Consider the following 24,431-nt stretch of genomic DNA (forward strand, 5'->3'; position numbering starts at 1 on the left):
ATGAACATGAAATTTGCAACAGGCATCCAGCAGTTGATTGGCAATACGCCGCTGCTGGAATTGACACATATGGACATTCCGAACGGATGTCGCATCTTTGCTAAACTGGAGTATCTGAACCCGGGTGGCAGCGTCAAAGACCGTCTCGGTGTTTCATTGATTGAAGATGCGGAACGCCGCGGCGTGTTGAAGCCGGGCGGAACGATGATTGAACCGACTGCAGGCAATACCGGAATCGGACTAGCGCTTGCTGCAATCGGCAAAGGCTATAAGGTGAAATTTATTGTTCCTGAAAAATTCAGCCAGGAAAAACAATCCTTGATGCGCGCGCTTGGAGCGGAGGTTATCAACACACCGACTGAAGCTGGCATGAAAGGCGCCATTGCAAAAGCAAAAGAACTCGCAGAGCAAGAAAACGCGTTTTCGCCATCCCAGTTCTCGAACCCAGCCAACCCGGATACTTACGTCCGGACGCTTGGTCCTGAACTTTGGGAGGCGCTGGACGGCAAAATTAATGTCTTCGTTGCTGGGGCAGGATCTGGCGGAACGTTTATGGGAACATCCCGCTATTTGAAATCGAAGAACAAAGATATCAAAACGGTTATCGTTGAGCCGGAAGGGTCAATCCTGAACGGCGGCGAAAGCGGCCCTCATTTGACAGAAGGCATTGGCATGGAATTTTTGCCTGGTTATATGGATGAATCTTATTTTGATTCCATTCACACGGTTATGGATAAAGAAGCATTTGCGGCATTAAAAGAATTAGCGAAAAAAGAAGGCTTGCTGGTAGGCAGTTCATCTGGCGCAGCATATGTTGCAGCATTGAGAGAAGCTGAAAAAGCGGAACCCGGCAGCCATATCGTCACCGTATTTGCCGACTCGAGCGAACGCTATATGAGCCAGGATATCTACGGAAGAACGTTCGAGGAGGATAAAAATGAGAGCAAAAACTAGACTGATTCACGGCGGAATTTTTGGGGATGAAACGACTGGAGCTGTTTCAACGCCAATTTACCAAGTCAGCACGTATAAACAAGATGCAGTGGGCAAGTTCAGAGGCTATGAATATTCGCGTACAGGCAATCCAACACGTCATGCACTTGAGGAACTGATTGCAGATGTCGAATACGGACATGCAGGATTTGCCTTTTCATCAGGAATGGCAGCGATTTCATCTGTTATGATGATGTTTTCATCAGGTGATCATATTGTTTTGACCGATGACGTTTACGGTGGAACTTACCGCGTAATGAACAAAGTCTTAAACCGTTTCGGCCTTGAGTTTACATTTGTGGACACTGGTGATCTGGCAGCGGTTGAAGCGGCAGTCCAAGAAAATACAAAAGCGATTTTCATCGAAACACCGACAAACCCATTATTGAAAGTGACGGATATTGAAGCGGTAGCGAAGTTCGCGAAATCGAAAGGGCTGCTTACGATTGTCGACAACACGTTCATGACCCCGTATTTGCAAAATCCGATCAAACTCGGCGCAGATATTGTTCTTCACAGTGCAACAAAATACATCGGCGGCCATAGCGATGTAGTTGCCGGTTTAGTCGTTGTGAATACGCCTCAGCTTGCTGAAGAGCTGCACTTTGTCCAAAATTCAGTTGGTGCAGTGCTTGGACCGCAGGATTCCTGGTTGTTGATGCGTGGTTTAAAAACTCTGGGTATTCGCATGGAAGAAACAAACAGTAATACTTTGAAAATTGCGCAATTTCTGGATCAGCACGAGAAAGTCGGCTTGGTCATTTACCCAGGGCTCGAATCTCACGTTGGCCGTGAATTGATGCAAAAACAAGCGACCGGTTTTGGCGGGATGATTTCATTCGATGTAGGCAGCAGAGAAAAAGCTGGCGAACTGATTGCAAAACTTAAATACTTTACTCTTGCAGAAAGTTTAGGAGCAGTGGAAAGCTTGATCTCTGTTCCAGCTCAAATGACACATGCATCGATTCCTGTAGAGCGCCGCGGCGAACTTGGAATTGTCGATGGCCTTGTCCGTATTTCCGTTGGCATTGAAGATGTAGAAGACTTGATAGAAGATTTGGATAATGCATTGCAATAAAATAAGAGGAAAGAGCCGCAGCACGACGCTGCGGCTCTTTTTCTATGGAAAAAAGTGTTTGTCATAAAAATAATAAAAAAATAACTATCTATCTCTTTTTTTACTTTGGGAGGCGAAATATTACATTTGCCCTATTTTTAACAAAATTTAGAGCTGATAATATACTTATTAGAAGGAAAATTCTGATAGTAATGAGAGGGGAAGGAATATGAAGAAGAGTAAGTGGATTTCTATTCTATCCGCGAGTGCTTTAGCGTTATCTTTATACTCACCGGCGGCCGCAGCGCCGTCTGAAGCTGTAACGTCAACAAAAAATTGGGATAGCGAACGTTATGGGGACCGAGTCGATATTGACCAAACACTGAATCGGCAATCTCAAGACGCAAGCTTTATCAAAGAAGCAGAAAAGAAAATCAAAGCACAGGCGGATGAAGTGGCAGATGCTGAAGCAACAGCAGATGAAACATCGCCATTTACTTACGATGGCGGAACTAAATTCTTCCTTGATCGCGATCTGGAATTTAAGGAATTTACACTTCGCAGCGTCGGCAAAAACGTTGAAATTTGGGTAGCGAAAGACTTAGCTTATGGCCCGAAAAACCCGAGACCCGCTGATGTGGTAACTCAAGCGCAAGTCGATAAATTGCGTACGGAATTTGACAGCAATATTTACCCGAAAGCGACTGACTTCTTTGGAACGCCGGATCAGCTGGACGGTTCGAAGTCGCCATTGCCAAAAATGGTTGGATTGCCTGAAGGCTATTACGAGGGCTCAGATAAAGTTATTATGCTTGTTGATAACGTAAAAGATGAAGGATGGAATAATCCGTCTTATCCCTTCTTCGTAGCTGGATTCTTCTGGCAAACATTAGAAAACTATACAAACCGTAATATCATTACGATTGATACAAATTCATGGGCAACACGTCTTGAATCGACTTTTTTTGCAACAACGATTCATGAATTACAGCATTTGATCCATGCTGACAATGACCCTTCGGAAGAAACTTGGCTGAACGAAGGGATGTCCACATTCTCCGAATTCTTAGGTGGTTATGGCCATTCGGAGGGATCTATCAACTTTTACTTGGATCACCCGGAAAACTCTTTAGTCAACTGGGATGAGCATGGAAAAGCTGCCACTGGCCCCGAAACCATTGCAGATTACGGCCAGGTCTATTTGTTCACTCTATATATGTATGACAAATTTGGGCAAGAGTTTATCCGTGAATTAGCGGTCGATGGGGAAAGCCAAGGTATAAAAAGTGTCGATAAAGTTCTTAAGAAATATGGTTCTGACATGACCTTTACAGAAATCTATCAAGATTTCATGACAGCTTTAACGTTGGACCACTCAAATGTCGATAGCGCTTATAATTTTGACAGCATCGACCTTCGCGCTTTGCCGGTTGGCACAGATGGCAAAGTACGAGGCAAAACTGTGGATTATGAAAGTGCAAAAGTTTTTGAAAAAGAAGGCGTTCCAGCATGGGGCGGTGACTTTAAAGAATTTAACTTCGGCAGAGATGTAAGAGGCCTGAAATTTGACGGAGCTGACTTTCTTCCATTGCAGTGGGAAACTGTTGCAAATCCACTAGATGCCAGTGAACAAGTGCTGCATGCTAAAAACGGCGACGAAGCAGACCAAGCCTTGATCTTTGGAGCGACGGTGCCTGCAGAAAATGCAGTTTTAACATTTGACCATTATTACGATATTGAAGAACAATGGGATTTCGCTATGGTACAAGTTTCGACGGACAACGGTGAAACTTGGAAGTCGCTTGAAAATGAAAACACACGAAGCGACGTAGTTGCAGACGGCTACCCGACAATCAAAGAAAACGTGCCAGGCTTTACAGGCCATAAATTAAACTGGTCTACAGAAACGTTCGACCTTTCAGCCTATGCTGGACAAGAAGTATTGGTTTCTTTCCGTAACTTGACGGATTGGGGCTATAACGACAAAGGTTGGTTCATTAAAGATATTCAATTGGGCGATTTCTTTGCTGATGGATCTTCCGCAGAGCCATTCCAATCACTCGGCCAATTAAAAGGTGACTATGTGAATTTCACAACTACGTTCATCCAAACAAAGAAAAATGGCAAAGAGCGTGTTTTCCATGTAAATCCGTTTAACGTGACAAACAAGGAAGCTCTTGATTTGCAGCAAGTATTCCGTGAAGGCAACGTGAAGATGATTACGTCTTATGCAGCTGAGCCAGGGCAAAAAGAAGCCCAAGACTTCACATATGAAGTGCTGTTCAAAGGAGAAAAGCCAAACAAAGGAAAAAAGCAAAATTAAGATAGAGGCGGACTGCGGTCCGCTTTTTCTTTTGGGTGAATTTTGCGGTATGATAAGATATGTATAGAATTTGGTTTCGAAAGGAAGAGAACATTGTCGAAAAAATTAGATGCGTTTTTAGATGCCAACTTAAGCGAATTAAAAGAGCAAGGCTTATATAATGAAGTAGATCCGGTAGAAGGACCGAATGGACCGATCATCAAGGTCCGCGGCAAAGACTTGATCAATTTATCCTCAAACAATTATTTGGGGCTGGCAACAAATGAAGATTTGAAAAAAGTGGCGAAAGCGGCCATCGATAAATACGGAGTTGGTGCTGGAGCAGTTCGTTCCATCAACGGAACACTTGATTTGCATGTGCAGCTTGAAGAAAAATTGGCAGAGTTCAAAGGGACAGAAGCGGCAATTTCTTACCAGTCCGGTTTTAATTGCAACATGGCAGCTATTTCTGCAGTTATGGACAAAAACGATGCGATTCTTTCAGATCAGCTGAATCACGCGTCCATCATCGACGGTTGCCGCTTGTCGAAAGCAAAAATCATTGCGTTCAAACACTCGGATATGGAAGACTTGCGTGCAAAAGCAAAAGAAGCGACCGAATCCGGTTTGTACAATAAAGTTATGGTCATTACCGATGGCGTCTTTTCAATGGATGGCGATATTGCCAAACTTCCTGAAATCGTGGAAATTGCAAAAGAATTTGATTTGATCACATATGTGGATGATGCTCATGGTTCAGGTGTTACCGGCAAAGGGAAGGGAACTGTAAAGCATTTCGGTCTTGAAAAAGAAATCGATATGCAGATGGGGACGTTATCTAAAGCGGTTGGCGTTGTCGGCGGTTATGTAGCAGGCAAGAAAAACTTGATCGACTGGCTGCGTGTTCGTTCACGTCCGTTCCTGTTCTCTACGGCTGTCACACCTGGTGACGTTGCAGCAATCATTTCCGCTTTGCAAATGATCATTGATTCGACTGAACTGCACGATAAGTTATGGGACAACGGCGATTACTTGAAAAAAGGCTTGAAAGAGCTGGGCTTTAACATTGGGGATTCCGAGACGCCGATCACACCTTGTATTATCGGAGATGAGAAGCTGACGCAGGAATTTTCGAAGCGATTGTTCGAAGAAGGCGTGTATGCGAAATCCATCGTCTTCCCTACAGTTGCTAAAGGAACAGGGCGCGTGCGCAATATGCCAACTGCGGCGCATACTAAAGAAATGCTCGACGAAGCGATTGAAGTCTACGCTAGAGTCGGAAAAGAACTTGGCGTTATTAGTTAATTTATAGAAACCCCGCCCAGCTGCTTAAAGCTGGGCGGGGTTTCTTTTGTAGATAGAGGTATGCGTTCCATTATGGTTAAAACCTGCACCGCTATAGCAAAATATGCTCCAGCAATCCTCGAGTACGTTTCATAAAACAGAGAAAACGATTCTATAGCAGACTTGCAGCCGCATTAGTGTTACTTCTGTGCTTCAAAGAAAGTTGCGGCAAAAACTTTCGCTGCTATAAGCATCGCTTCTTCGTTGAAATCAAAGTTTTCATGATGATGCGGAAAGGCAAGCGAATCGTCTGCCATTTTTGCTCCGATAAAGAAGAATGCCCCAGGAACAACTTGTGTATAATAAGCGAAATCCTCAACAGGCATAACAGGCTGAATTTCAACCACGGCATCTTCACCGATCGCTTCGCGAGCGGCTAAACGGACAATGTCCATTGCTTCCGGATAGTTCCACAATGAATCATAGCCTGCTTCAATACTGACTTCAGCAGTGGCACCCATCGCACGCGCCACGTTTTCGGCAATTGCCGTTACACGTTCGCTTGCAAGCTTGCGGAGTTTAGGATTAAAGACCCGAATCGTCCCTTCCAAAACAGCTTCGCTCGGAATAACGTTGTCTGCGTCGCCAGCATGGAATTTGCCGATAGTGACGACCAGTTCCTGCAATGGATCAGTGTTGCGGCTGACGATTGATTGCAGCGCAATCATAATATGGCTTGCAGCCAAAATGGGATCTACACCGAGATGGGGTTCAGCACCGTGTGTGCCCGATCCCCGGACAACGATTTTGATGGTGTCTTCCGAAGCCTGCAAAAATCCATCGCGAACACACACCTTGCCATGCTCCAAATTGCTTTGCACATGCGCTCCGTAGACCAAATCTACACCATCCAAACAGCCGTCCGCAATCATGGCCCGTGAGCCGCCAGGAGGTGCTTCTTCGCCAAATTGATGAATTAATACAATGGTTCCGGGAAGCTCCTCTTTAATAGCCGTCATTGCCTTAGCAAAGCCGAGCAACCCGGCTGTATGTCCATCATGCCCGCATGCATGCATAACGCCTGGAACCGTCGATTTATAAGGCACGTTTTTCTTATCATCGATAGGCAGTGCATCAAAGTCTGCCCGAAAAGCAATCGTTTTGCCGGGTTTGCCGCCGCGAATATAGCCGACTACTCCATTGCCGCCAACGCCGCGGCGAACTTCCACACCCATGGCCTCAAGCTTATTAGCGATAAATTCCGGCGTTTCTCTTTCTTGATGGGATAATTCAGGGTGCATATGCAAGTAGCGGCGCGTTTCAATCATTTCTTCAAAGAGGGATTCGAGTTTATCTAAAACCATCGTTTGCATAATTAGGATGCTCCTTTAAGCGAAAAGAATATATAAAGTAATTTCGGAATAATTATACACCAAGAAAATCTATGAGGAAATCAATCCATAAAAAAACTCGTTGCCACATCTGGCAACGAGGAGATTAGATTACATCTGTTTTTTCGATCATATTCAAAAATTGGCGTGTGCGTGCTTCCTTTGGATTATTGAAGACGTCTTCAGGGCGGCCGCGTTCAACAATTTTGCCGCCGTCCATAAACAAAACTTCATCAGCGACTCCTTTGGCGAAACGCATTTCGTGCGTTACGACCACCATTGTCATTCCTTCAGAAGCCAAGTCTTTCATTACCTGAAGCACTTCGCCGACAAGTTCTGGGTCGAGTGCTGATGTCGGCTCATCAAAAAGCATCACTTTCGGTTCCAGTGCCAAGGCCCGTGCAATACCGACGCGCTGCTGCTGTCCGCCTGACAATTGGAATGGATAATAATCCATCTTGTCGCCAAGGCCAACTTTTACCAGCAATTGCTCAGCTTTTTTTCGTGCATCAGCTTTGTTTTGCTTCTGGACAATGACCGGTCCTTCCATAACGTTTTCAATAGCTGTCATATGCGGAAATAAATTATAATGCTGAAAAACCATGGCGGATTGTTGGCGAAAAGTTGTCACTTGTTTCTTGGAAAATGGTTTTGAAAAGTCAGCTGTGAGCTCGTCAATTGTTACCGTGCCGGCAGTCGGTGTCTCTAAGATATTCAAACATCTGAGGAACGTCGTCTTGCCTGATCCGGAAGGGCCGATAACAACTACGGCTTGCCCTTTTTGGACGTCGAGGTCAATGCCTTTCAGCACCTCAAGGTCACCAAACTTTTTGTGTAAATTTCTAATGGAAATCATGGCTCGCTCCTTACTGCTGTTGTTGAATGCCTTTATCACGCTTTAACGGGTCAGTAGACTCTCACTATGTGGGAAGTCAACTGACCGTAAAAGTCCAGTTGGATCAACTAACGCTCAGCGGGGATAAAACCCGCTGAGTGAGGTTTCTCTTTATCACCTAGATACATAGCGGTCAAATCGATGTTCCAGCCTGCCCTGTCCGATTGACAACAAGAAACAGACAACCCAGTAGATAAGAGCCGCTTGTCCGTAAAGTAATAAGAATTCATAGTTTGTTGCGGCAATTTGCTGAGCTACGCGGAACATTTCTGTAACAAGAATAAGTGATGCCAAGGAAGTATCTTTTACTAAACTAATGAACGTATTTGACAGGGGAGGGATGGATACGCGTGTTGCTTGCGGCAAGATAATGCGGCGAAGCGATTGAACGTAATTCATGCCAATGGTATCGGCAGCTTCCCATTGCCCTTTTGGTATAGAAAGAATAGATGCCCGGATCACTTCTGAAGCATAAGCTCCAACATTTAAAGAAAATCCAAAGACCGCTGCCGGAAACGGATCGATAACTATTCCGACAGTTGGCAATCCATAAAACAAAATAAAGAGTTGAACTAATAACGGTGTGCCGCGGATTACAGAAACGTAAATCCGAGCAATCACCTGCAGAATTTTAATAGTGGAAATACGGGCCAAAGCCGTAAGTACGGCTAAAATTAAGCCTAATACAAAAGAGATCAATGTTAACGGTATTGTTAACTGAATCAACCCTTCTAATAATGGACCCCAGGCTGATTGAGCAATTCCCATAAGCCGCTCTATTCTGACTGGATCTGAAAAAATACTATTCAAGTACATTTTCACCAAACCACTTATTGGATATTTCTTCGTACGTACCGTCTTCGATCATTTCAGCAAGAGCTTTGTTAACTTCATCTACAATTGCGCCGCTGTCTTTTCTGAATAACAAACCACTTTGTGCTGCATCGTCAGCCTCATCTACAACCTGGATGTTTGCGTCTGGACGTTGATTTAAAAAGTCTAGAACAGTTAAGCTATCGTTGACTGTTGCATCAACACGGCGAGAATTAAGCAATTCAATCGCTTGGTTAAAACCTTCAACGCCTTCGATTTCAGCTCCAAATGAACGAGCTGTTTCCGCGTAATTACTTGTTAAAGACTGTGCAGACAACTTGCCTTCTAAATCTTCAAAGCTTTTGACTTCCGTATTGTCTTTCCCTACAACCAGTACCGCTTTTGAAGTGATGTACGGATCTGAAAATGCATAGCTTTCCTGGCGTTCCGGGTTGATTCCTACTTGGTTAGCGACCATATCAAAGCGGCCAGCGTCAAGACCAGCGAATATAGCATCCCACTGTGTTTCTAAAAATTCCACTTCAACACCAAGGCGCTTTCCGACTTCTTGAGCAATTTCCACGTCAAAACCAGTCAATTTTCCAGCTTCATCGTGGAACGTGAAAGGAGGGTATGTCCCTTCAGTACCGACAACCAATTTTCCTTCTTCCTGGACTTTCGCTAACAGATCTTGTTCTGTGCTGCCAGAACCTGTAGCGCCGTCTGTTGTAGGATCTTCCTGAGGCGAGCCTCCGCCGCATGCAGCCAGAACGACTACAGAAGTGACTAGCAATAATAACAATAAGATAAATTTCTTCATTTTGATCTCCTCTGTTTCCTATAAAATTTTATTAATAGACCGCTTTCCCGTATTCCTTTGTTCCAACTCCATACTCCTATTTTTTATACCCTTCTTTTCTCTAAAAGAAACGATAAAACTAAGCCTAGCGGAATAGTCGGTTTAAAGGACGGAGAACGCCATCAATAATACAACACAGCTCGTTAAAGCAGGGTTTTCTGAGCTGTCTTATTATAGCACCACTAATTCAGGAGCTCAATAAAATAGTTCGAAATCAGGATAATAATAAAAAATGTTATGAGTTCTTCACTGATTTTCTTATTAAACCCTTTTTTCGACTAATGCTCTATAAGTATGCTGCAAAACGGTTGTGCTTATAAAGAAGAGTTATTCCAAATTTCGTCTAGCTAATTAATAGGTGGGCAGACCAGTAGCTCTGCTAAAAAATAATTGTGTTTTTAAAACGAACAACTTATAATGACATCATAGAGAATTGCGTAGAATCAACGAATATAACGTTGTTAATGTGTTTTTAGAGAGGACAAATGTTTTTTTAGTTGAAAGGGGTTTAAATAATGAAGCGTATAATAATCACCGGTGCATTAGGGCAGATAGGCTCAGAGCTTGTTGGGAAATTACAAGGTATATACGGAGTGGACAATGTATTAGCGACAGATATTCGTCCAGCGGCACAAGAAAATGGACCGTTTCAATTGCTGGATGTAACAGATGGGCAGCGGATGTACAATTTGGCAAAAGATTTTAAGGCGGATACGATGATGCACATGGCGGCATTGCTGTCGGCGACGGCAGAAGAAAAGCCTTTGCTTGCATGGAACTTGAATATGGGTGGGCTGGTGAATGCACTTGAAGCATCACGCGAACTCGGCATGCAATTTTTTACGCCAAGTTCCATCGGCGCTTTTGGACCTTCAACGCCAAAAAAGAATACGCCACAAGATACATTGCAGCGCCCAACTACGATGTATGGAGTCAATAAAGTTGCCGGAGAATTATTATGCGATTATTATTTCCAGAAATTCGGTGTAGATACACGTGGGGTGCGCTTTCCAGGATTAGTTTCATACGTAGCTCAGCCAGGGGGCGGTACCACCGACTATGCCGTTGACATCTACTACAAAGCAATTGAACAACAGCAGTATACGTCATATATTAAAAGCGGCACTTACATGGATATGATGTATATGCCGGATGCGCTGCAGTCGATCGTTGAGTTGATGGAAGCAGATGCGTCCCGTTTGGAGCATCGCAACTCTTTCAACGTGACGGCAATGAGTTTTGAACCGGAAGAAATCGCAGCCTCGATCCGCAAGCATATCCCAGATTTTAAATTGTCATATGATGTTGATCCAATACGCCAAGCAATTGCAGATAGCTGGCCAGACAGCATCGATGCATCAGCTGCCAAAAAAGAATGGGGCTTTCAAGCTCAATATGACTTGGATGCGATGACAGCAGATATGCTTGAGAAATTGAAAATAAAATTACAGAATGTATAAAAAAGAGCCCTTCACGAATTTTCGTGAAGGGCTTCTTGATTTAAATGCGTCCCGCAGAAAAAAATACGGTTCTGCAGAAAAAAACCGGGCACGAGATGTGCCCGGTTTTGATTATTAAAACAACAAATGGCCAATGCCGGCAATAATCGGCAAAGCGATAATTGTCCGAAGCAGGAAAATAACGATCAGATCAAGAATGTTGACCGGAATTTTCGAGCCGAGCAATAATCCGCCAACCTCAGACATATAAATAAGCTGTGTAACCGACATGGTGGCTACAACAAAACGAGTCAATTCAGATTCAATGCTTGCTCCTAAGATTGCTGGCAAGAACATATCGGCAAAGCCGACTACCATAAGCTGCGCGGCTTGCGCGGCTTCAGGAATACCCAATAAGTTCAAGTAAGGTACAAAAGGAGCTCCTAGAATCGCAAACACAGAAGTATATTCAGCTAAAATCAAAGCAATCGTACCGAATGCCATAACAACTGGGGCTACTCCAATCCACATATCAAGCACGTTTTTGAATCCGTCTTTGAAAAACTCACCGATTGAGCGGTTTTTCCCTGCTGTCTCTAAAGCATTTTCAAGACCGTGAGATGCAACGCTGTATCCTTCAGGTATAGCTTCTGATTGTGTATCTTGTTGTTTTCCATTCATAAATGTCGTCGGCTTGTTTGCCAATGGATAAATGCGAGGCATGATCAAAGCAAGGACGATACCGGATAAAATGACTGTGCCGTAATATGGCAAGAAGTATTGGCCAAGGCCAACTTCCTGAATAACAACGATTGCGAAGGTAATTGAAACAACAGAAAAAGTCGTTCCGATAATGGCAGCTTCGCGCTGAGTGTATTTATTTTGAGTATATTGCGTGTTTGTTAACAAGACACCGATTGTGCCGTCGCCAACCCAAGAAGCAAGAGCATCAACGGAAGAACGGCCAGGCAAACGGAAAAGCGGGCGCATAACTTTCACCATCATTGTTCCGAAAAACTCCAGTAATCCGAAATTCATCAATAGCGGCAATAACAAGCCGGCAAAAAGGAATATAGTGAAAAGGAAGGCAAGAAGCCCGCCAGCTGATAAGAGAAGTCCACCAGTGTTTTCGCTCCAAATGGCTTCTGGTCCAAATTGGAACATGACCATAACGGCAAAAACAGCACCAAGAATACGAACAATGGTCCAGAATAAATTAACATTGAATAATTTATCGAGGAATGAAACATGATGTTTTTCGTTAACTTTTCTGTTAATGAATATGATTGAACCTACTGCTGCAATAATCAATATGCCCATCATGATCCAAGGGGCATAGGCTTCAATTTCACCTGCCAGTAAATTCGCCAGCAAGGCAACAGGTACTGCCCAGCCATCTGCAGTCGGCACAGGTACAATAAACAGCAGAACTCCCAATAATGAAGGAATTAAAAATAATAGCCAGGTTGATAATGGATACTTTTTCACAAACGATTCCCCTTTTCCAATGAAATAAAAATGTAACTCTTCAGAGTATACATGATTTTAGTGTTGAAAGCGCATACTTTTTTGAAATATTAATATAATAATGAAATAAAAAGCCTGGATTTCCAAAAGGAAATCCAGGCTTTCCCATTAAAACGATTCTTCGAAATCTTGATCCCACCGATACGTATAAAAGCGTTCGCGTGTCAGCCAGTTTTCGGTATCCATATCACCTTGTGCTAACTTATGTTCCATTTCTTCAAGCATCCAGGCGGTTTGTGAGATATGAGCTTTCATTGCCGCCATCTTCTGGTCGCGGACCGCACTCATGTCATGGATAATGTCAGGCGCACCTAGCACGTCCAGTGTATTATTCGCAAAAGCGACGCAGTGAAGCTTCGGACGGTCTTTCATGCGGCGAACCGCTCTTACCATGGCTCGTGCGGTCGCTTCATGATCCGGGTGAACAGATAAATTCGGATAAAACGTAATGATCAATGATGGATTCAATTCGGTAATCAAATCGGTCATCATGCCAACCATTTTTTCATCATCTTCAAATTCGACTGTCTTATCCCGAAGGCCCATCATGCGCAGATCGGTCAGCCCCATAGCGTCTGCCGAAGCTTGCAGTTCTTTTTTTCGGATTTCCGGTAAAGATTCCCGTGTTGCAAAAGGAGGGTTGCCAAGATTACGTCCCATTTCGCCAAGGGTTAGACAAGCATATGTAACCGGAGTTCCTTGTTTGATGTATGTTGAAATCGTTCCCGACACGCCGAATGCTTCATCGTCGGGATGAGGGAAAACGACCAATACGTGCCGTTCTTGTGGTAGTGCCATATTTTCTTTCCTCCTTAATAACTGAATGGTGTTTCGCTGATTTGCAGCGCTACCGCCAATTTTCCTGTTCCGTCGTGCCCGGCAAGCAGCAATCTGCCATGCTCGTCCATTTCATAATGCGTAATGCCTTGTGCATAAACCCAGCCATGCGGCAGCTTTAAGCCAACACGATGCGGGCTTTCACCAACCACTTTGCCAAGTTCATAATTGATGACGACATTGCGGATAAAAGCTCCGGCATTAAAAAAACCTTCGTTAAAATGGGTAGCATACGACCCATTCGTTGTTTCAAGATGCAAATATACGTCTTTTCCCGCAAAAGCATCCAATTGGACCTGCAGTTTTTTTACTTCGACTAATTCCATAACGCTCCTCCTCAACATTCCTTCTTTTTTTAGTATAGGCAAAAGTTAATAAGAAAGCGATAACGATGCTTTGTAAGGGAAGCACTCTTATTAATGAAGAAGGTTATTAGGAATTTCTCATTAGCTTAACTTAAAAAAGGAGGCCGCAACTGCGGCCTCCTTTTAATATAGATTAAACTTCTGTAATTTCAATCTCAGGTTTCTCGAATTTGTTAGCAGCACCGTGCATTACCGGGCCAACGTATTCGTTCAATTTCCAGCCATGCTGGATAGCGGCCGATACAAACGTTTTTGCATCGAGCACCGCATCTTTAACGGATTTGCCATTCGCTAAGTTTGCAGTAATTGCCGCAGCAAAGGTGCAGCCTGCTCCGTGGTTATAAGTTGTATCTGTTTTTTCAGAAGTCAGCAAATAATGCGTTGTGCCGTCAAACAGCAAATCAGCTGCCTTTTCGTGCTTTAGCTGCTTTCCCCCTTTGATGACGACATATTGAGCGCCGTGTGCATGAATTTTTTCTGCTGCGGCTTTTAAATCTTCAACTGTCTGTAGAGTACCTATACCAGAAAGTTGTCCGGCTTCCACCAAGTTCGGCGTCACTACTTTAGCAACAGGCAGCAAATGGGCGATCATTGCATCAACATTTTCAGGGAATAACACTTCGTCTTCGCCTTTGCAAGCCATTACAGGGTCGATGACAACATCTTCCAAACCTGATTTCCGAATCGCTTTCCCGGCCATTTCAATAATATCAACTGTCGGCAGCATACCTGTTTTCAATGCATCAACGCCTGTAGAAAAAGCGGTTTCAAGCTGTGCATGAAGTGTTTCTACTGGAATTGGATGGATGCCATGGCTCCAGCCGTTGTTCGGATCCATCGTCACGATAACAGTCAAGGCATTCATGCCGTATGTGCCGTGTTCCTGGAACGTTTTCAAGTCTGCTTGGATACCGGCTCCGCCGGATGTATCTGAACCTGCGATCGTTAATGTCTTCTTAAGTGTCATCGGTCAAACTCCTTTAAAGTGATTTGCTTACTTAGTTTTATTTTACCAAAAATCGGCCTTTTTACAATGAATCGGTCTTGTGGGGAATCAGCAGAATCGCAGCAGTTATAGTGCTAAGCACAAAAAATGTTAGGGCAAATAATGCGACCACCCAGTTGCCGCTTCTATAAAGACCAATTGAGATGATAAATGTTAGAATGGATACAGCGGCCATAAATAAAACCAGGCAACCGATGCCGGCCTTTTTCGCCCCTTCTGGAGCACTGGAACCATTCGCCGCAGCAATTGTTTTTATTTTTTCTCGCCAATCAGCCACCTTCATCGCCCCTTTTGCCTATCCTATCACGGGGCACTGATGAAATGAATAGAAAGAGGGATGTTATATGGCAAAAGATCCGAAATTGACTGAAATCGAACGTTTGTTGAACGAAGTAAAAGGAAAAGGAGAAACAAAAGAATCCGGATTTTGGCGTGCAGCCAAAGTGATGATGGGTGTGTTCCGCAACTCGTTCTTAGTCCTCATCGCCGCTCTGCTTTTGCTGCTGGTAGCGCTGCCCCTTGGCACTTGGTGGATGATCCAAGGCTCTACCGCAACTGAAAGCAAAGGCGCTTTTCTGGAACGAATCCAGGATTTAAATGAACTGTCGACAGCAGAAGCTTTTTCAAAAGTAATTATTGAGCGTCAGGATAATGCACTGTTCGGCAAGGAAATCGGATTGGATTTGCCAGGGACAAAGCGCCAATTGCTCGTCGTTATTCCTGGATCAGTCCGTGCGGGAATCGATTTTTCCGAAGTTACCGAAGGTGATATTGTACTCGATGAAAACGCTAAAACTGCGACGTTGACTTTGCCGCCTGCAAAAATTTTAGGGGGGCCGGAATTGTTCATGGACCAAGTCGAGGTATATTCGTATGAAGGGCTGTTCCGGGATGAAACCGATATTTCAGAAGCATATGAACTTGCAGAAGAGGCGAAAAAATTAATGATAGAAGAAACGACTGGCCAGGGAATTCTGCAGACAGCTGAAGACAATGCTGCCCAATCAGTCAAAGAGATGTTCAACTTGGTTGATTATGACGTGAAAGTCCAATTTGAAGATTGAGGAGTGGGGTTATGGGAAAACAAATTTTTCAAAACGATTGGCAGGAAGTCGTAGGAGAGGAGTTTAGTAAGCCGTATTATTTGAAGCTGCGTGAGTTTTTGAAAGATGAATATGCAAATGAGACCGTTTATCCGGCAAAAGAAAACATTTGGACGGCATTTGAGCATACCGCTTATAAAGACGTGAAAGTCGTCATTCTTGGACAAGATCCGTATCATGGCCCGAACCAGGCGCACGGATTGAGTTTTTCGGTTCAGCCCGGTGTCCCGCATCCGCCAAGCTTGCGCAATATGCTGAAAGAATTGGAAGAAGACCTTGGCTGCAAAAAGCCAAAGGACGGCACACTGACAAAATGGTCTGACCAAGGTGTAATGATGCTTAACACGGTACTGACGGTCCGTGCAGGACAGGCGAATTCCCACCGCGATCAAGGATGGGAAACGTTCACGGATGAAGTTATCCGCAAACTCTCTGAGCGCAAAGAACCGGTCATTTTTGTATTATGGGGCAAACCGGCCCAAAAGAAGAAACCCCTTATCAATCTTGAACGGCATGATGTTATCGAAGCGCCGCATCCTAGTCCGCTCAGTGCAAGCCGGGGATTTTTTGGCAGTCGGCCTTATTCAAAAGTGAACGAAATGTTACAAAAGCGCGGACAGCAGCCAATCGATTTCTGCCTCGCTTAATGCGGTTTGGATCAAGCGTGTTAAAATGAAGAGAAACTTCAATCAGTGGGCTTCATCCACTGACTGTTAAAGCGGAATAAAAAAGATTAGAAACGAAAGGGGGATTCCGATGGCTATCGCACCTTCCCGGATTTTGGGTGAAATTGAGAAATACGCCAGCAAAGCGCAAACGGAAGATCCGGCGAAAATGCGCGAATCTGTTGCTGCCATTCGGGCGTTGTGCAACCTGCTACTGGATGAAGACGGACATGAGCAGGACCAGGACTTGAAGCCGCGTGCCATGCCACTCACATCTTCATCTCCAAAGCCCCAAATTTCTTTAGCTGAAAACAAGTTGAAAGAAGAAGACGCCAACGGAGATTCATTATTTGATTTTTAAGCGGAAAGAGGAGAACGTATGAAATTTTTCTTGATTGCCGGAGCGGTTAACGCATTGTTGTCCGTTGCTCTCGGTGCATTTGGTGCGCACATGTTAGAAGGGCGCGTCGCGGATAAATATATTGCCACTTGGCAAACAGCAGTACAATATCAAATGTTCCATTCGATCGGTTTGATGATTATAGCAATATTAATGAGTTCAGCATTTATTGGGCCACTCAGCTCGCTAAGTTGGGCGGGTTATTTGATGCTTGCGGGCATTGTCTTTTTTTCCGGCAGCTTGTACGTATTGAGTTTATCGGGCATCAGCGTTCTCGGTGCGATTACGCCAATTGGCGGCGTCGCTTTCATCGCTGGCTGGATCATGCTGATTGTTGCTGCTGCAAAAACGTTATAAGAACTTATTGGAAAAGCGGTTCGCCTTGGGCGGGCTGCTTTTTTTGTGGCATTTCTTGTAGAAAAGCGGAGAGTACATGAAGAAAGTTTCTTTTGTTATGTAGGCAATGCAGAAGTTCATGTTAAAACATTAATAGTTCATGTAAGAAATGAAGAACTTCATGAAGAAAATACTGGAATTTGTCCGAAAAGTAAAAGCCGCCCACAGGCGGCTTTAACTCTTTATACTTCTAAGAATTTCGTTAAACGCTCTGCGTCCAGGCGTGTGCCGACATAGAACGAGCCAAATTCGGCATAGCGAGCGCTGACTTCGTCAAAACGCATTTCGTAGACCAGTTTTTTGAATTGAAGAACGTCATCAGCAAACAAGGTAACGCCCCATTCGTAATCGTCAAAGCCAACAGAACCGGAGATGATCTGCTTTACTTTGCCTGCATAGCTGCGGCCGATTTTGCCGTGGCTAAGCATCAATTCTTTGCGTGCGTCCATCGGCAGCATGTACCAGTTGTCATCGCCATCGCGGCGTTTGTCCATCGGATAGAAGCAGATGTATTGAGAACGTTGAAGTTCCGGATACAATCGTGCGCGGACATGCGGGTTCTGGTATGGATCTTCGTCTGATTTACCAGCCAGGTAGTTGGATAATTCGACAACAGATACATAAGAATACGTTGGAACGGTATACGCAATCAATGTTAATTTGTTGTATTCCGTTTCAAGCTCGCGAAGTTCATCCATTGTTTCGCGCAACAACATCAACATCAAATCGGCTTTTTGGCCAACAATGGAGTACAAAGCGTGCGCTCCAGTTTTGTTTTCATCTGCCTGGTTTACTTTTTCAATAAACGCTTGGTATTCGTCGATAGCAAACTGGCGCTCTTCGTCAGTCAGCATTTTCCATGCTACCCAGTCCATCGAGCGGAAATCATGCAGGACGTACCAGCCGTCTAATGTAATAGCTGCTTCATTCATTTATTAAACACTCCTTTTAATCTTGCTCTCACAAAAATAGTTTATCACAACACCCATTTAACTTCCTGCATAAGAAATAGCTGTCACTAATTCGTCATGGCCTGGACGTCTTTTCAGCGGGGCATGAGTCGGTTAAACTAAGAGGAAGCTATTTGTGAAGAGGAGAAATTATGATGCCGTTATTTACAGAACAAACCAAATGGCGTTTTTGGGACCAGTCCTTGAGCGCAAAAGACCGATCTGCACTAGAGTCGTTCGCCGCAGATGATCTATTGTGCGAATTGGTCGGTTCAGGCAAAAGTCTGCCGACCATTCGCACGTGGGTCCATGATAATACAGTCGTGCTCGGCATCCAGGACCATCGGCTGCCTTACATCGGAGCAGGTATGGCATTGTTGGAGTCGCGCGGCTTTACGCCGATAGTCCGCAATTCCGGCGGGTTGGCCGTCGTGCTGGATGCTGGCGTCTTAAATATTTCGCTTATCATGTCGGAAAAAGAAAGCGCCATTGATATTTCGTCGGGATATGATATGATGCTCGAATTGATTCAGAACTTATTTCCCGAGGCGCCGATCGAAGCCTACGAAATTGTCGGCTCATACTGCCCTGGTTCCTACGATCTGAGTATCGGGGGCAAAAAGTTCGCAGGTATTTCCCAGCGCCGCATCCGCCGAGGCGTTGCGGTTCAAATCTACTTGTGCGTTGAAGGCAGCGGGGCTGAGCGTGCGGAATTGATCCGTAACTTTTACGAAGCGGGCCTTGCGGGAGAAGAAACCAAATTCGCATACCCGGTGATTCAGCCGGAAGTGATGGCGTCGCTCAGCGAGCTTCTAGAGAGGACCATCACGGTACCGGAAGTGGTGCTTGATTTGTATGGCATGCTCGGCATGCCGGCTCCGCAGCCGCTTCTTCCGGAAGAAATGGAGCTGTACAGGTTTTATTTGGACCGGGTAGTGGAACGGAATAAGAAAATGTTGCCAACGCCTCTTGAATGACAAAATGAGGCTAAAGTAAAATAGGAGTTAGTAGAAAATATTGGAGGTGTGCCATGAGCTATGCTACGCAAAAGTTAGCAGAAGAAAAAGTGTTTAAAGATCCGGTTCATCGGTACATCCATGTACGTGACCAGGTGATCTGGGATTTGATCAACTCGCGAGAAGTGCAGCGACTTCGCCGAATCAAACAATTGGGGACTTCTTATTTAGTATTCCATGGTGCGGAACATAGCCGCTTCAACCATTCACTCGGTGTATATGAAATTGTACGGAGAATCGTCGATGATATTTTCCATGAGCGCCCGGCCTGGGACGAAAGCGAGCGCCTTGTCGTCTTGTGCGCGGCGCTTCTTCATGACCTTGGCCACGGTCCTTTCTCGCATTCATTTGAAAAAGTGTTTCATGTCGACCATGAAGTTTTTACGCGGGAAATCTTGCTTGGCGACACGGAAGTCAACGGAATTCTATTGAAGGTTGCGCCTGACTTCCCGAAAAAGGTGGCTGAGGTAATAGCGAAAACTTACCCGAACAAACAAGTCGTCTCCTTGATTTCCAGCCAAATCGATGCGGACCGCATGGATTATCTACAGCGGGACGCCTACTATACGGGTGTTTCCTACGGGCATTTTGATATGGAACGGATTTTGCGCGTCATGCGCCCGGTAGAAGACCAGGTAGTCATCAAATCAAGCGGCATGCATGCCGTCGAAGACTATATTATGAGCCGATACCAAATGTACTGGCAAGTGTATTTCCACCCTGTTGCCCGCAGCGCAGAAGTGATTTTGCGGAAGATTTTGCAGCGGGCCAAGGAGTTAAGCGAATCCGGCTATAAATTTGAGCAGCCGCCGACCCATTTCATGGCGTTTTTCAATCGAACATTCCACTTGAAAGATTATTTAGCGCTTGATGAAGGAGTTTTGATGACGTACTTCCAACTGTGGATGCAAGAACGCGATCCGATCCTATCTGATTTAAGCGACCGTTTTGTCAACCGCCGGTTGTTCCAGTATGTCGATTTCGATCCGGGCAAAGACTACCGCAAGCTTGGGGAGCTTTCCCAGTTGTTCAGAAAAGCAGGGATTGACCCGGATTATTATTTGATAGATGATTCCACGTCCGATTTGCCTTACGATTTTTACCGGCCGGGTGAGGAGGAAGAACGCTTGCCGATCCATCTGCTCATGCCTGCTGGTGAAATCAAGGAACTGTCACGGTCCTCACAAATCGTCGATGCCATTTCGGGCAAGCGGCGAACTGATTACAAATTGTATTTTCCTGCAGAACTGCTGATCGACGGCAAGAAGAAAGCCGTCAAACAGCAAATTCTGCAAATGCTTCGAGAAGGAGGAGTATAATTGCTCCAGGAACACGCAAAAATAGTGGATTTTATTTCAATGGCCGAAGGCGTTACCGGCCGTAAAAAATTGCAAAAGATGATTTACATACTGAAAAAAATGGGTGTGCCATTTCAGGAAAAATATGAATTTCATATATACGGTCCATATTCGGAAGAACTGACGGCCCGCGTCGAGGAATTATGCGATATGGGGTTTGTTTCAGAAGCGCTTGAAGACAAAGGTTCTTACGTTCAATACAATTACAGTGTGACAGCAGAAGGGCTGGAATTCCGTGATGCGCTAGGAAAATCGGTGCTTGCCGATCCACTTCAAGCCCTCAAGCTAAATGAAAAAAGCAGCCGCTTTTTAGAGCTGACTGCGACGCTTTTGTATTTCGACCATTTGGAGCGGACGGAACAAATCGATAAGCTGCATATCGTCAAAGGCAAACTCAATTTCACGGATGAAGAAATTGGCCAAGCGTTTGAGTTTATTGAAGAGCTTGCTGTTTTGATGTAAAAGAAAAACTGTTGCATGTTGGCTTCAAAGCAAAAGGTGAAGTCAGCTAGAAGAAACCAGCACCATGCACAGCTGGTTCAAGCCCTTCTTCCATTCTGCAAGTACGAACACATCGAGTGGACTTATCAAGTAAAATGGAGCGGAAGCCGGCTGAAAACCGACTGCTCCTGCGTCGCTGCGCTAGCTTCATCGCAAACGTACTGTCCGAAATCCTTTCGGCCATTACGCGTCCGGCTGGAGCGCAATGAAAAAAGCTGCCGAGAGTTTCTCGACAGCCTGCAAAACTCCCGCTAGCATGAGTTTTGTTTTCTAATTTTTTATTGATCAGAGAAAAGTTTCCCTTTTGTACCGTAATCGCTTTTTTTCATGTCCTCGATAAAGACGACGACATTTTCGACCGGTGCACCGGTTGTTTCAGAAACAGCTTCCGTTACTTTTTCAACAAGTGCGCGTTTTTGGTCTTCTGTGCGGCCTTCGAGCATTTTAACAGTCACATATGGCATAATGGATACAGCTCCTTTTCTTGAGATTAACACCATCATAGCAGAACGGAGGATTGTACACATGGCAAATGAAGAAAAACCAAAACAAAAATTGGGCTTTACCATTATAAAAGACGATCCCACTGATGGCCATAAAGGTTACGGCATCGGATCGCTTTCCCTGGAAAACGTTTCTCCTGTCATCATTGATGTAGAAGAAGGAACAGCGGTGGTAGATATCGGCGCGATGCACGCGAGAAGCGAAGTCGAACGCGGCATCAAGTTCACCACTGACCCGGAAGACTCAGCAGGCGGCAAAAATTACTGGCTGGTATGGGTCACCATTGATTTTAATCCGCAAGGCCCTTATTATGCTGGCGTCGCTGCATGCGAAATGGTTGTCAACCGTGAGAAACGGCGGGGCTATAAGATTTTAGCGGACCATGTTAACCGCATGGACAAATCGATGAAACGCAAAATCCTTGTCGATCACATGGACGCCCCTTCAAAGAAAGTATTGCATGACTATTTGAAGGGCCACAATGAAGAAATGTGGAACCGCAGTTCAGAACAGCTTCATGCGGATTTAAACGTATGAATTGTGCCTGAAAATGAACGAATTGTGACAGTTGAAAATGCGCTTTTTAGCAGTTGAAGTTGGGTTGAAAAGGAAGTACACTAGATACAGCTTTAAATATAAAGCTAGGACACCTGTAATGCGAGCGGGTGATGTGAGCCATTGCGTCAACCCAAGCCAATGCCTCATGTTTCTTGCTCCGCATCATCAGGATCAAAAAGGTTTTCTGTGAAGGGAAAAGGTTCCCTGTACAGGAAACCTTTTTGTTTGGGGAATATAGTCCGGCACAGTGGGTAAAGAAGCATGTAGAAAAAAATATTGCACTTTCCTTGAAAACACTTATACTTTTAAAAGTATGCAAAAAAAGCACTTTACTTGAGTAAAACATATTCTGGATGATAAAGGAGTTTGATTATAGATGGCAGGATTTTGGTACACAGAAAAGCAGACGGAAAATTTCGGGATTACGATGAAGATCAACAAAACGCTTCATACAGAACAAACGGATTTCCAATATCTTGAAATGGCTGAAACAGCCGAATGGGGCAATATGCTGTTCTTGGATGGCATGGTCATGACATCTGAAAAAGATGAATTCGTCTATCATGAGATGGTGGCACATGTGCCGCTCTTTACACACCCGAACCCGGAAAATGTATTGGTAGTAGGCGGCGGCGACGGCGGTGTAATCCGTGAAGTGTTAAAGCACCCGTCTGTGAAAAAAGCGACGCTTGTCGACATTGACGGCAAAGTGATCGAGTACTCAAAAAAATTCTTGCCATCGATTGCATCGGGGCTGGAAGATGCACGTGTTGAAGTAATCGTCGGGGACGGTTTTATGCACATCGCGGAATCAGAGAATAAATACGATGTAATTATGGTCGATTCAACTGAACCGGTTGGCCCTGCAGTGAACTTGTTCACAAAAGGCTTCTATGCAGGAATTTCACGAGCGTTAAAAGAAGACGGCATCTTTGTCGCGCAATCGGACAACCCGTGGTTCAAAGCGGACTTGATCGAACAAGTGCAAAAAGACGTGAAGGAAATCTTCCCGATTACAAAACTGTACTTGGCGAACATCCCGACATACCCATCAGGCCTATGGGCATTCACGATCGGTTCGAAAAAATACGATCCGTTGGCTGTGCCGGCTGAGCGTTTCCACGAAATCGAAACGAAATACTACACGAAAGAATTGCACAATGCTGCATTCGTATTGCCTAAATTCGTAAAAGATTTGGCAGGCGAGTAAGCGATGAGATTCGACGAAACGTATTCCGGTAAAGTATTTATCAAAAGCCATCCGAACTACGAAGAATCCAAAGCGGTTCTTTATGGCATGCCGATGGACTGGACAGTAAGCTACCGTCCGGGTTCCCGTTTCGGCCCAAACAAAATCCGTGAAGTATCGATCGGTCTGGAAGAATACAGCGCGTATTTGGACCGCGAACTTGAAGATGTGAAATTTTTCGATGCTGGCGATATTCCGCTGCCTTTCGGCAATCCGGAAAAAAGCTTGCTGGAAATTGAAACATATATTCACACGTTGCTGAACGACGGCAAAATTCCAATGGGCATGGGGGGCGAGCACCTTGTTTCCTTGCCGGTTATGAAAGCTGTCGCCAGCAAATACGAAGATTTGGCGATCATTCATTTTGATGCGCATACCGACCTTCGCGAACATTACGAAGGCGAAGAATATTCCCATTCAACGCCAATCCGCAAGATTGCCGACCATATCGGGCCGTCGAACGTTTATTCATTCGGCATTCGTTCCGGTATGAAAGAAGAATTCCAATGGGCAAAAGAAAACGGCATGCACATTTCCATGTTTGAGGTGCTTGAGCCGCTGAAAGAGGTCTTGCCGACACTTGCAGGCCGCCCGGTCTACGTGACAATTGATATCGATGTCCTGGATCCGGCGCATGCGCCTGGAACCGGAACTGTTGATGCAGGCGGCATTACATCACGCGAACTTTTGGCTTCGATCCATGCCATCGCAGCTTCCGACATCAACGTCGTCGGCTTTGATCTAGTGGAAGTGGCGCCGGTTTACGATCATTCCGATCAAACAGCGAACACAGCCAGCAAATTGATCCGCGAAATGATTCTTGGCTGGGTAAAATAAGAAAGTGGAAAGCTCCTAGAAATAGGGGCTTTTTTATGTTGTTTTATCATACGCACCTTTCTTCTGGAGCAATCAGGTTTAATTTGTTTGATTTAGAGAAAAGTATAACTAATTGTAAGGTTAGGA

26 protein-coding genes are annotated in these 24,431 nt (G+C 44.8%); 15 read left to right on the forward strand and 11 right to left on the reverse strand.

Features of this window, described 5'->3' with window-relative positions:
- Positions 1–6: 6 nt before the first annotated feature.
- The 4 genes from B0H99_RS06170 to B0H99_RS06185 all read left to right on the forward strand — a co-directional run bounded on the left by B0H99_RS06170 (position 7) and on the right by B0H99_RS06185 (position 5,657).
- The gene (locus B0H99_RS06170; RefSeq protein ID WP_106532783.1) at positions 7–954 is read left to right on the forward strand and encodes a PLP-dependent cysteine synthase family protein; all 948 of its coding nucleotides are present in this window, start codon (positions 7–9) and stop codon (positions 952–954) included.
- Positions 938–2,071, forward strand: coding sequence for a bifunctional cystathionine gamma-lyase/homocysteine desulfhydrase (locus tag B0H99_RS06175; protein ID WP_106532784.1), 1,134 nt, complete (start codon positions 938–940; stop codon positions 2,069–2,071). Before B0H99_RS06170 ends, B0H99_RS06175 begins: the two co-directional genes overlap by 17 nt.
- Before the next feature lie 208 nt (positions 2,072–2,279).
- Positions 2,280–4,373 (forward strand): immune inhibitor A domain-containing protein, encoded by a 2,094-nt coding sequence (locus tag B0H99_RS06180; protein ID WP_106532785.1) that lies wholly within the window; start codon positions 2,280–2,282, stop codon positions 4,371–4,373.
- 93 nt (positions 4,374–4,466) lie between these two features.
- A complete protein-coding gene (locus B0H99_RS06185; protein ID WP_106532786.1) occupies positions 4,467–5,657 on the forward strand; it encodes a glycine C-acetyltransferase in 1,191 nt (396 codons plus the stop codon).
- Between the two features lie 179 nt (positions 5,658–5,836).
- On the opposite strand, the gene B0H99_RS06190 is transcribed toward B0H99_RS06185, so the two are convergent.
- The 4 genes from B0H99_RS06190 to B0H99_RS06205 all read right to left on the reverse strand — a co-directional run bounded on the left by B0H99_RS06190 (position 5,837) and on the right by B0H99_RS06205 (position 9,555).
- A complete protein-coding gene (locus B0H99_RS06190; RefSeq protein ID WP_106532787.1) occupies positions 5,837–7,009 on the reverse strand; it encodes a M20 metallopeptidase family protein in 1,173 nt (390 codons plus the stop codon).
- A gap of 124 nt (positions 7,010–7,133) precedes the next feature.
- On the reverse strand, positions 7,134–7,883 hold the full coding sequence (locus B0H99_RS06195) for an amino acid ABC transporter ATP-binding protein (RefSeq protein ID WP_106532788.1): 750 nt from the start codon (positions 7,881–7,883) through the stop codon (positions 7,134–7,136).
- A 153-nt stretch (positions 7,884–8,036) separates the two neighbouring features.
- Entirely contained in the window at positions 8,037–8,738 is a 702-nt protein-coding gene (locus B0H99_RS06200) for an amino acid ABC transporter permease (RefSeq protein ID WP_106532789.1), read from the reverse strand.
- On the reverse strand, positions 8,725–9,555 hold the full coding sequence (locus tag B0H99_RS06205) for an amino acid ABC transporter substrate-binding protein (RefSeq protein ID WP_106532790.1): 831 nt from the start codon (positions 9,553–9,555) through the stop codon (positions 8,725–8,727). Before B0H99_RS06205 ends, B0H99_RS06200 begins: the two co-directional genes overlap by 14 nt.
- Positions 9,556–10,109: 554 nt before the next feature.
- Between B0H99_RS06205 and B0H99_RS06210 the strand changes: the two genes are divergently transcribed.
- Positions 10,110–11,054, forward strand: coding sequence for an L-threonine 3-dehydrogenase (locus B0H99_RS06210; RefSeq protein WP_106532791.1), 945 nt, complete (start codon positions 10,110–10,112; stop codon positions 11,052–11,054).
- A gap of 114 nt (positions 11,055–11,168) precedes the next feature.
- On the opposite strand, the gene B0H99_RS06215 is transcribed toward B0H99_RS06210, so the two are convergent.
- The 5 genes from B0H99_RS06215 to B0H99_RS06235 all read right to left on the reverse strand — a co-directional run bounded on the left by B0H99_RS06215 (position 11,169) and on the right by B0H99_RS06235 (position 15,045).
- Positions 11,169–12,521, reverse strand: coding sequence for a YjiH family protein (locus B0H99_RS06215; protein ID WP_106532792.1), 1,353 nt, complete (start codon positions 12,519–12,521; stop codon positions 11,169–11,171).
- A gap of 147 nt (positions 12,522–12,668) precedes the next feature.
- Positions 12,669–13,358, reverse strand: coding sequence for a bacillithiol biosynthesis deacetylase BshB2 (bshB2, locus tag B0H99_RS06220; RefSeq protein ID WP_106532793.1), 690 nt, complete (start codon positions 13,356–13,358; stop codon positions 12,669–12,671).
- 14 nt (positions 13,359–13,372) lie between these two features.
- A complete protein-coding gene (locus B0H99_RS06225) occupies positions 13,373–13,723 on the reverse strand; it encodes a YojF family protein (RefSeq protein ID WP_106532794.1) in 351 nt (116 codons plus the stop codon).
- Between the two features lie 172 nt (positions 13,724–13,895).
- On the reverse strand, positions 13,896–14,729 hold the full coding sequence (pdxK, locus tag B0H99_RS06230; RefSeq protein WP_106532795.1) for a pyridoxine/pyridoxal/pyridoxamine kinase: 834 nt from the start codon (positions 14,727–14,729) through the stop codon (positions 13,896–13,898).
- A 61-nt stretch (positions 14,730–14,790) separates the two neighbouring features.
- Positions 14,791–15,045: a hypothetical protein gene (locus B0H99_RS06235; protein ID WP_106532796.1), complete on the reverse strand. Its 255-nt coding sequence runs from the start codon at positions 15,043–15,045 to the stop codon at positions 14,791–14,793.
- A gap of 67 nt (positions 15,046–15,112) precedes the next feature.
- Here B0H99_RS06235 and B0H99_RS06240 point away from each other — a divergent pair, with 67 nt between their 5' ends.
- From B0H99_RS06240 to B0H99_RS06255, 4 genes are all read left to right on the forward strand, one after another.
- Positions 15,113–15,832, forward strand: a complete 720-nt coding sequence (locus tag B0H99_RS06240) for a DUF4230 domain-containing protein (RefSeq protein WP_106532797.1) — start codon at positions 15,113–15,115, stop codon at positions 15,830–15,832.
- 11 nt (positions 15,833–15,843) lie between these two features.
- Positions 15,844–16,518 carry a uracil-DNA glycosylase gene (locus B0H99_RS06245; RefSeq protein ID WP_106532798.1) on the forward strand — a complete coding sequence of 225 codons (675 nt, stop codon included), beginning with the start codon at positions 15,844–15,846 and terminating at the stop codon, positions 16,516–16,518.
- 109 nt (positions 16,519–16,627) lie between these two features.
- Positions 16,628–16,897 (forward strand): YwdI family protein, encoded by a 270-nt coding sequence (locus B0H99_RS06250; protein ID WP_106532799.1) that lies wholly within the window; start codon positions 16,628–16,630, stop codon positions 16,895–16,897.
- An 18-nt stretch (positions 16,898–16,915) separates the two neighbouring features.
- Positions 16,916–17,293, forward strand: coding sequence for a DUF423 domain-containing protein (locus B0H99_RS06255; RefSeq protein ID WP_106532800.1), 378 nt, complete (start codon positions 16,916–16,918; stop codon positions 17,291–17,293).
- 221 nt (positions 17,294–17,514) lie between these two features.
- On the opposite strand, the gene hemQ is transcribed toward B0H99_RS06255, so the two are convergent.
- Entirely contained in the window at positions 17,515–18,264 is a 750-nt protein-coding gene (gene hemQ / locus B0H99_RS06260) for a hydrogen peroxide-dependent heme synthase (protein ID WP_106532801.1), read from the reverse strand.
- Positions 18,265–18,437: 173 nt separating this feature from the next.
- On the opposite strand from hemQ, the gene B0H99_RS06265 reads away from it, so the two are divergent.
- The 3 genes from B0H99_RS06265 to B0H99_RS06275 are packed head-to-tail and all read left to right on the forward strand — an operon-like array spanning position 18,438 to position 21,118.
- Positions 18,438–19,259: a lipoate--protein ligase family protein gene (locus tag B0H99_RS06265; RefSeq protein ID WP_106533011.1), complete on the forward strand. Its 822-nt coding sequence runs from the start codon at positions 18,438–18,440 to the stop codon at positions 19,257–19,259.
- A gap of 53 nt (positions 19,260–19,312) precedes the next feature.
- Positions 19,313–20,617: an HD domain-containing protein gene (locus B0H99_RS06270; protein ID WP_106532802.1), complete on the forward strand. Its 1,305-nt coding sequence runs from the start codon at positions 19,313–19,315 to the stop codon at positions 20,615–20,617.
- On the forward strand, positions 20,618–21,118 hold the full coding sequence (locus tag B0H99_RS06275; RefSeq protein WP_106532803.1) for a YwgA family protein: 501 nt from the start codon (positions 20,618–20,620) through the stop codon (positions 21,116–21,118).
- Positions 21,119–21,435: 317 nt separating this feature from the next.
- Here B0H99_RS06275 and B0H99_RS06280 read toward each other — a convergent pair whose 3' ends face one another.
- Complete coding sequence (locus tag B0H99_RS06280) at positions 21,436–21,621, reverse strand: 2-hydroxymuconate tautomerase (protein WP_106532804.1); 186 nt, start codon at positions 21,619–21,621, stop codon at positions 21,436–21,438.
- 61 nt (positions 21,622–21,682) lie between these two features.
- Here B0H99_RS06280 and B0H99_RS06285 point away from each other — a divergent pair, with 61 nt between their 5' ends.
- The 3 genes from B0H99_RS06285 (at position 21,683) to speB (ending at position 24,305) form a co-directional block, all read left to right on the forward strand.
- Positions 21,683–22,198 carry a YwhD family protein gene (locus tag B0H99_RS06285; RefSeq protein WP_106532805.1) on the forward strand — a complete coding sequence of 172 codons (516 nt, stop codon included), beginning with the start codon at positions 21,683–21,685 and terminating at the stop codon, positions 22,196–22,198.
- Positions 22,199–22,595: 397 nt separating this feature from the next.
- Positions 22,596–23,429, forward strand: coding sequence for a spermidine synthase (speE, locus tag B0H99_RS06290; RefSeq protein ID WP_106532806.1), 834 nt, complete (start codon positions 22,596–22,598; stop codon positions 23,427–23,429).
- A 3-nt stretch (positions 23,430–23,432) separates the two neighbouring features.
- Positions 23,433–24,305, forward strand: coding sequence for an agmatinase (gene speB, locus B0H99_RS06295; RefSeq protein ID WP_106532807.1), 873 nt, complete (start codon positions 23,433–23,435; stop codon positions 24,303–24,305).
- The last annotated feature ends 126 nt before the right edge of the window (positions 24,306–24,431 follow it).

It is taken from the genome of Planomicrobium soli, assembly GCF_003014655.1.
GTDB classification, from domain to species: Bacteria; Bacillota; Bacilli; order Bacillales_A; family Planococcaceae; genus Planococcus; species Planococcus soli_B.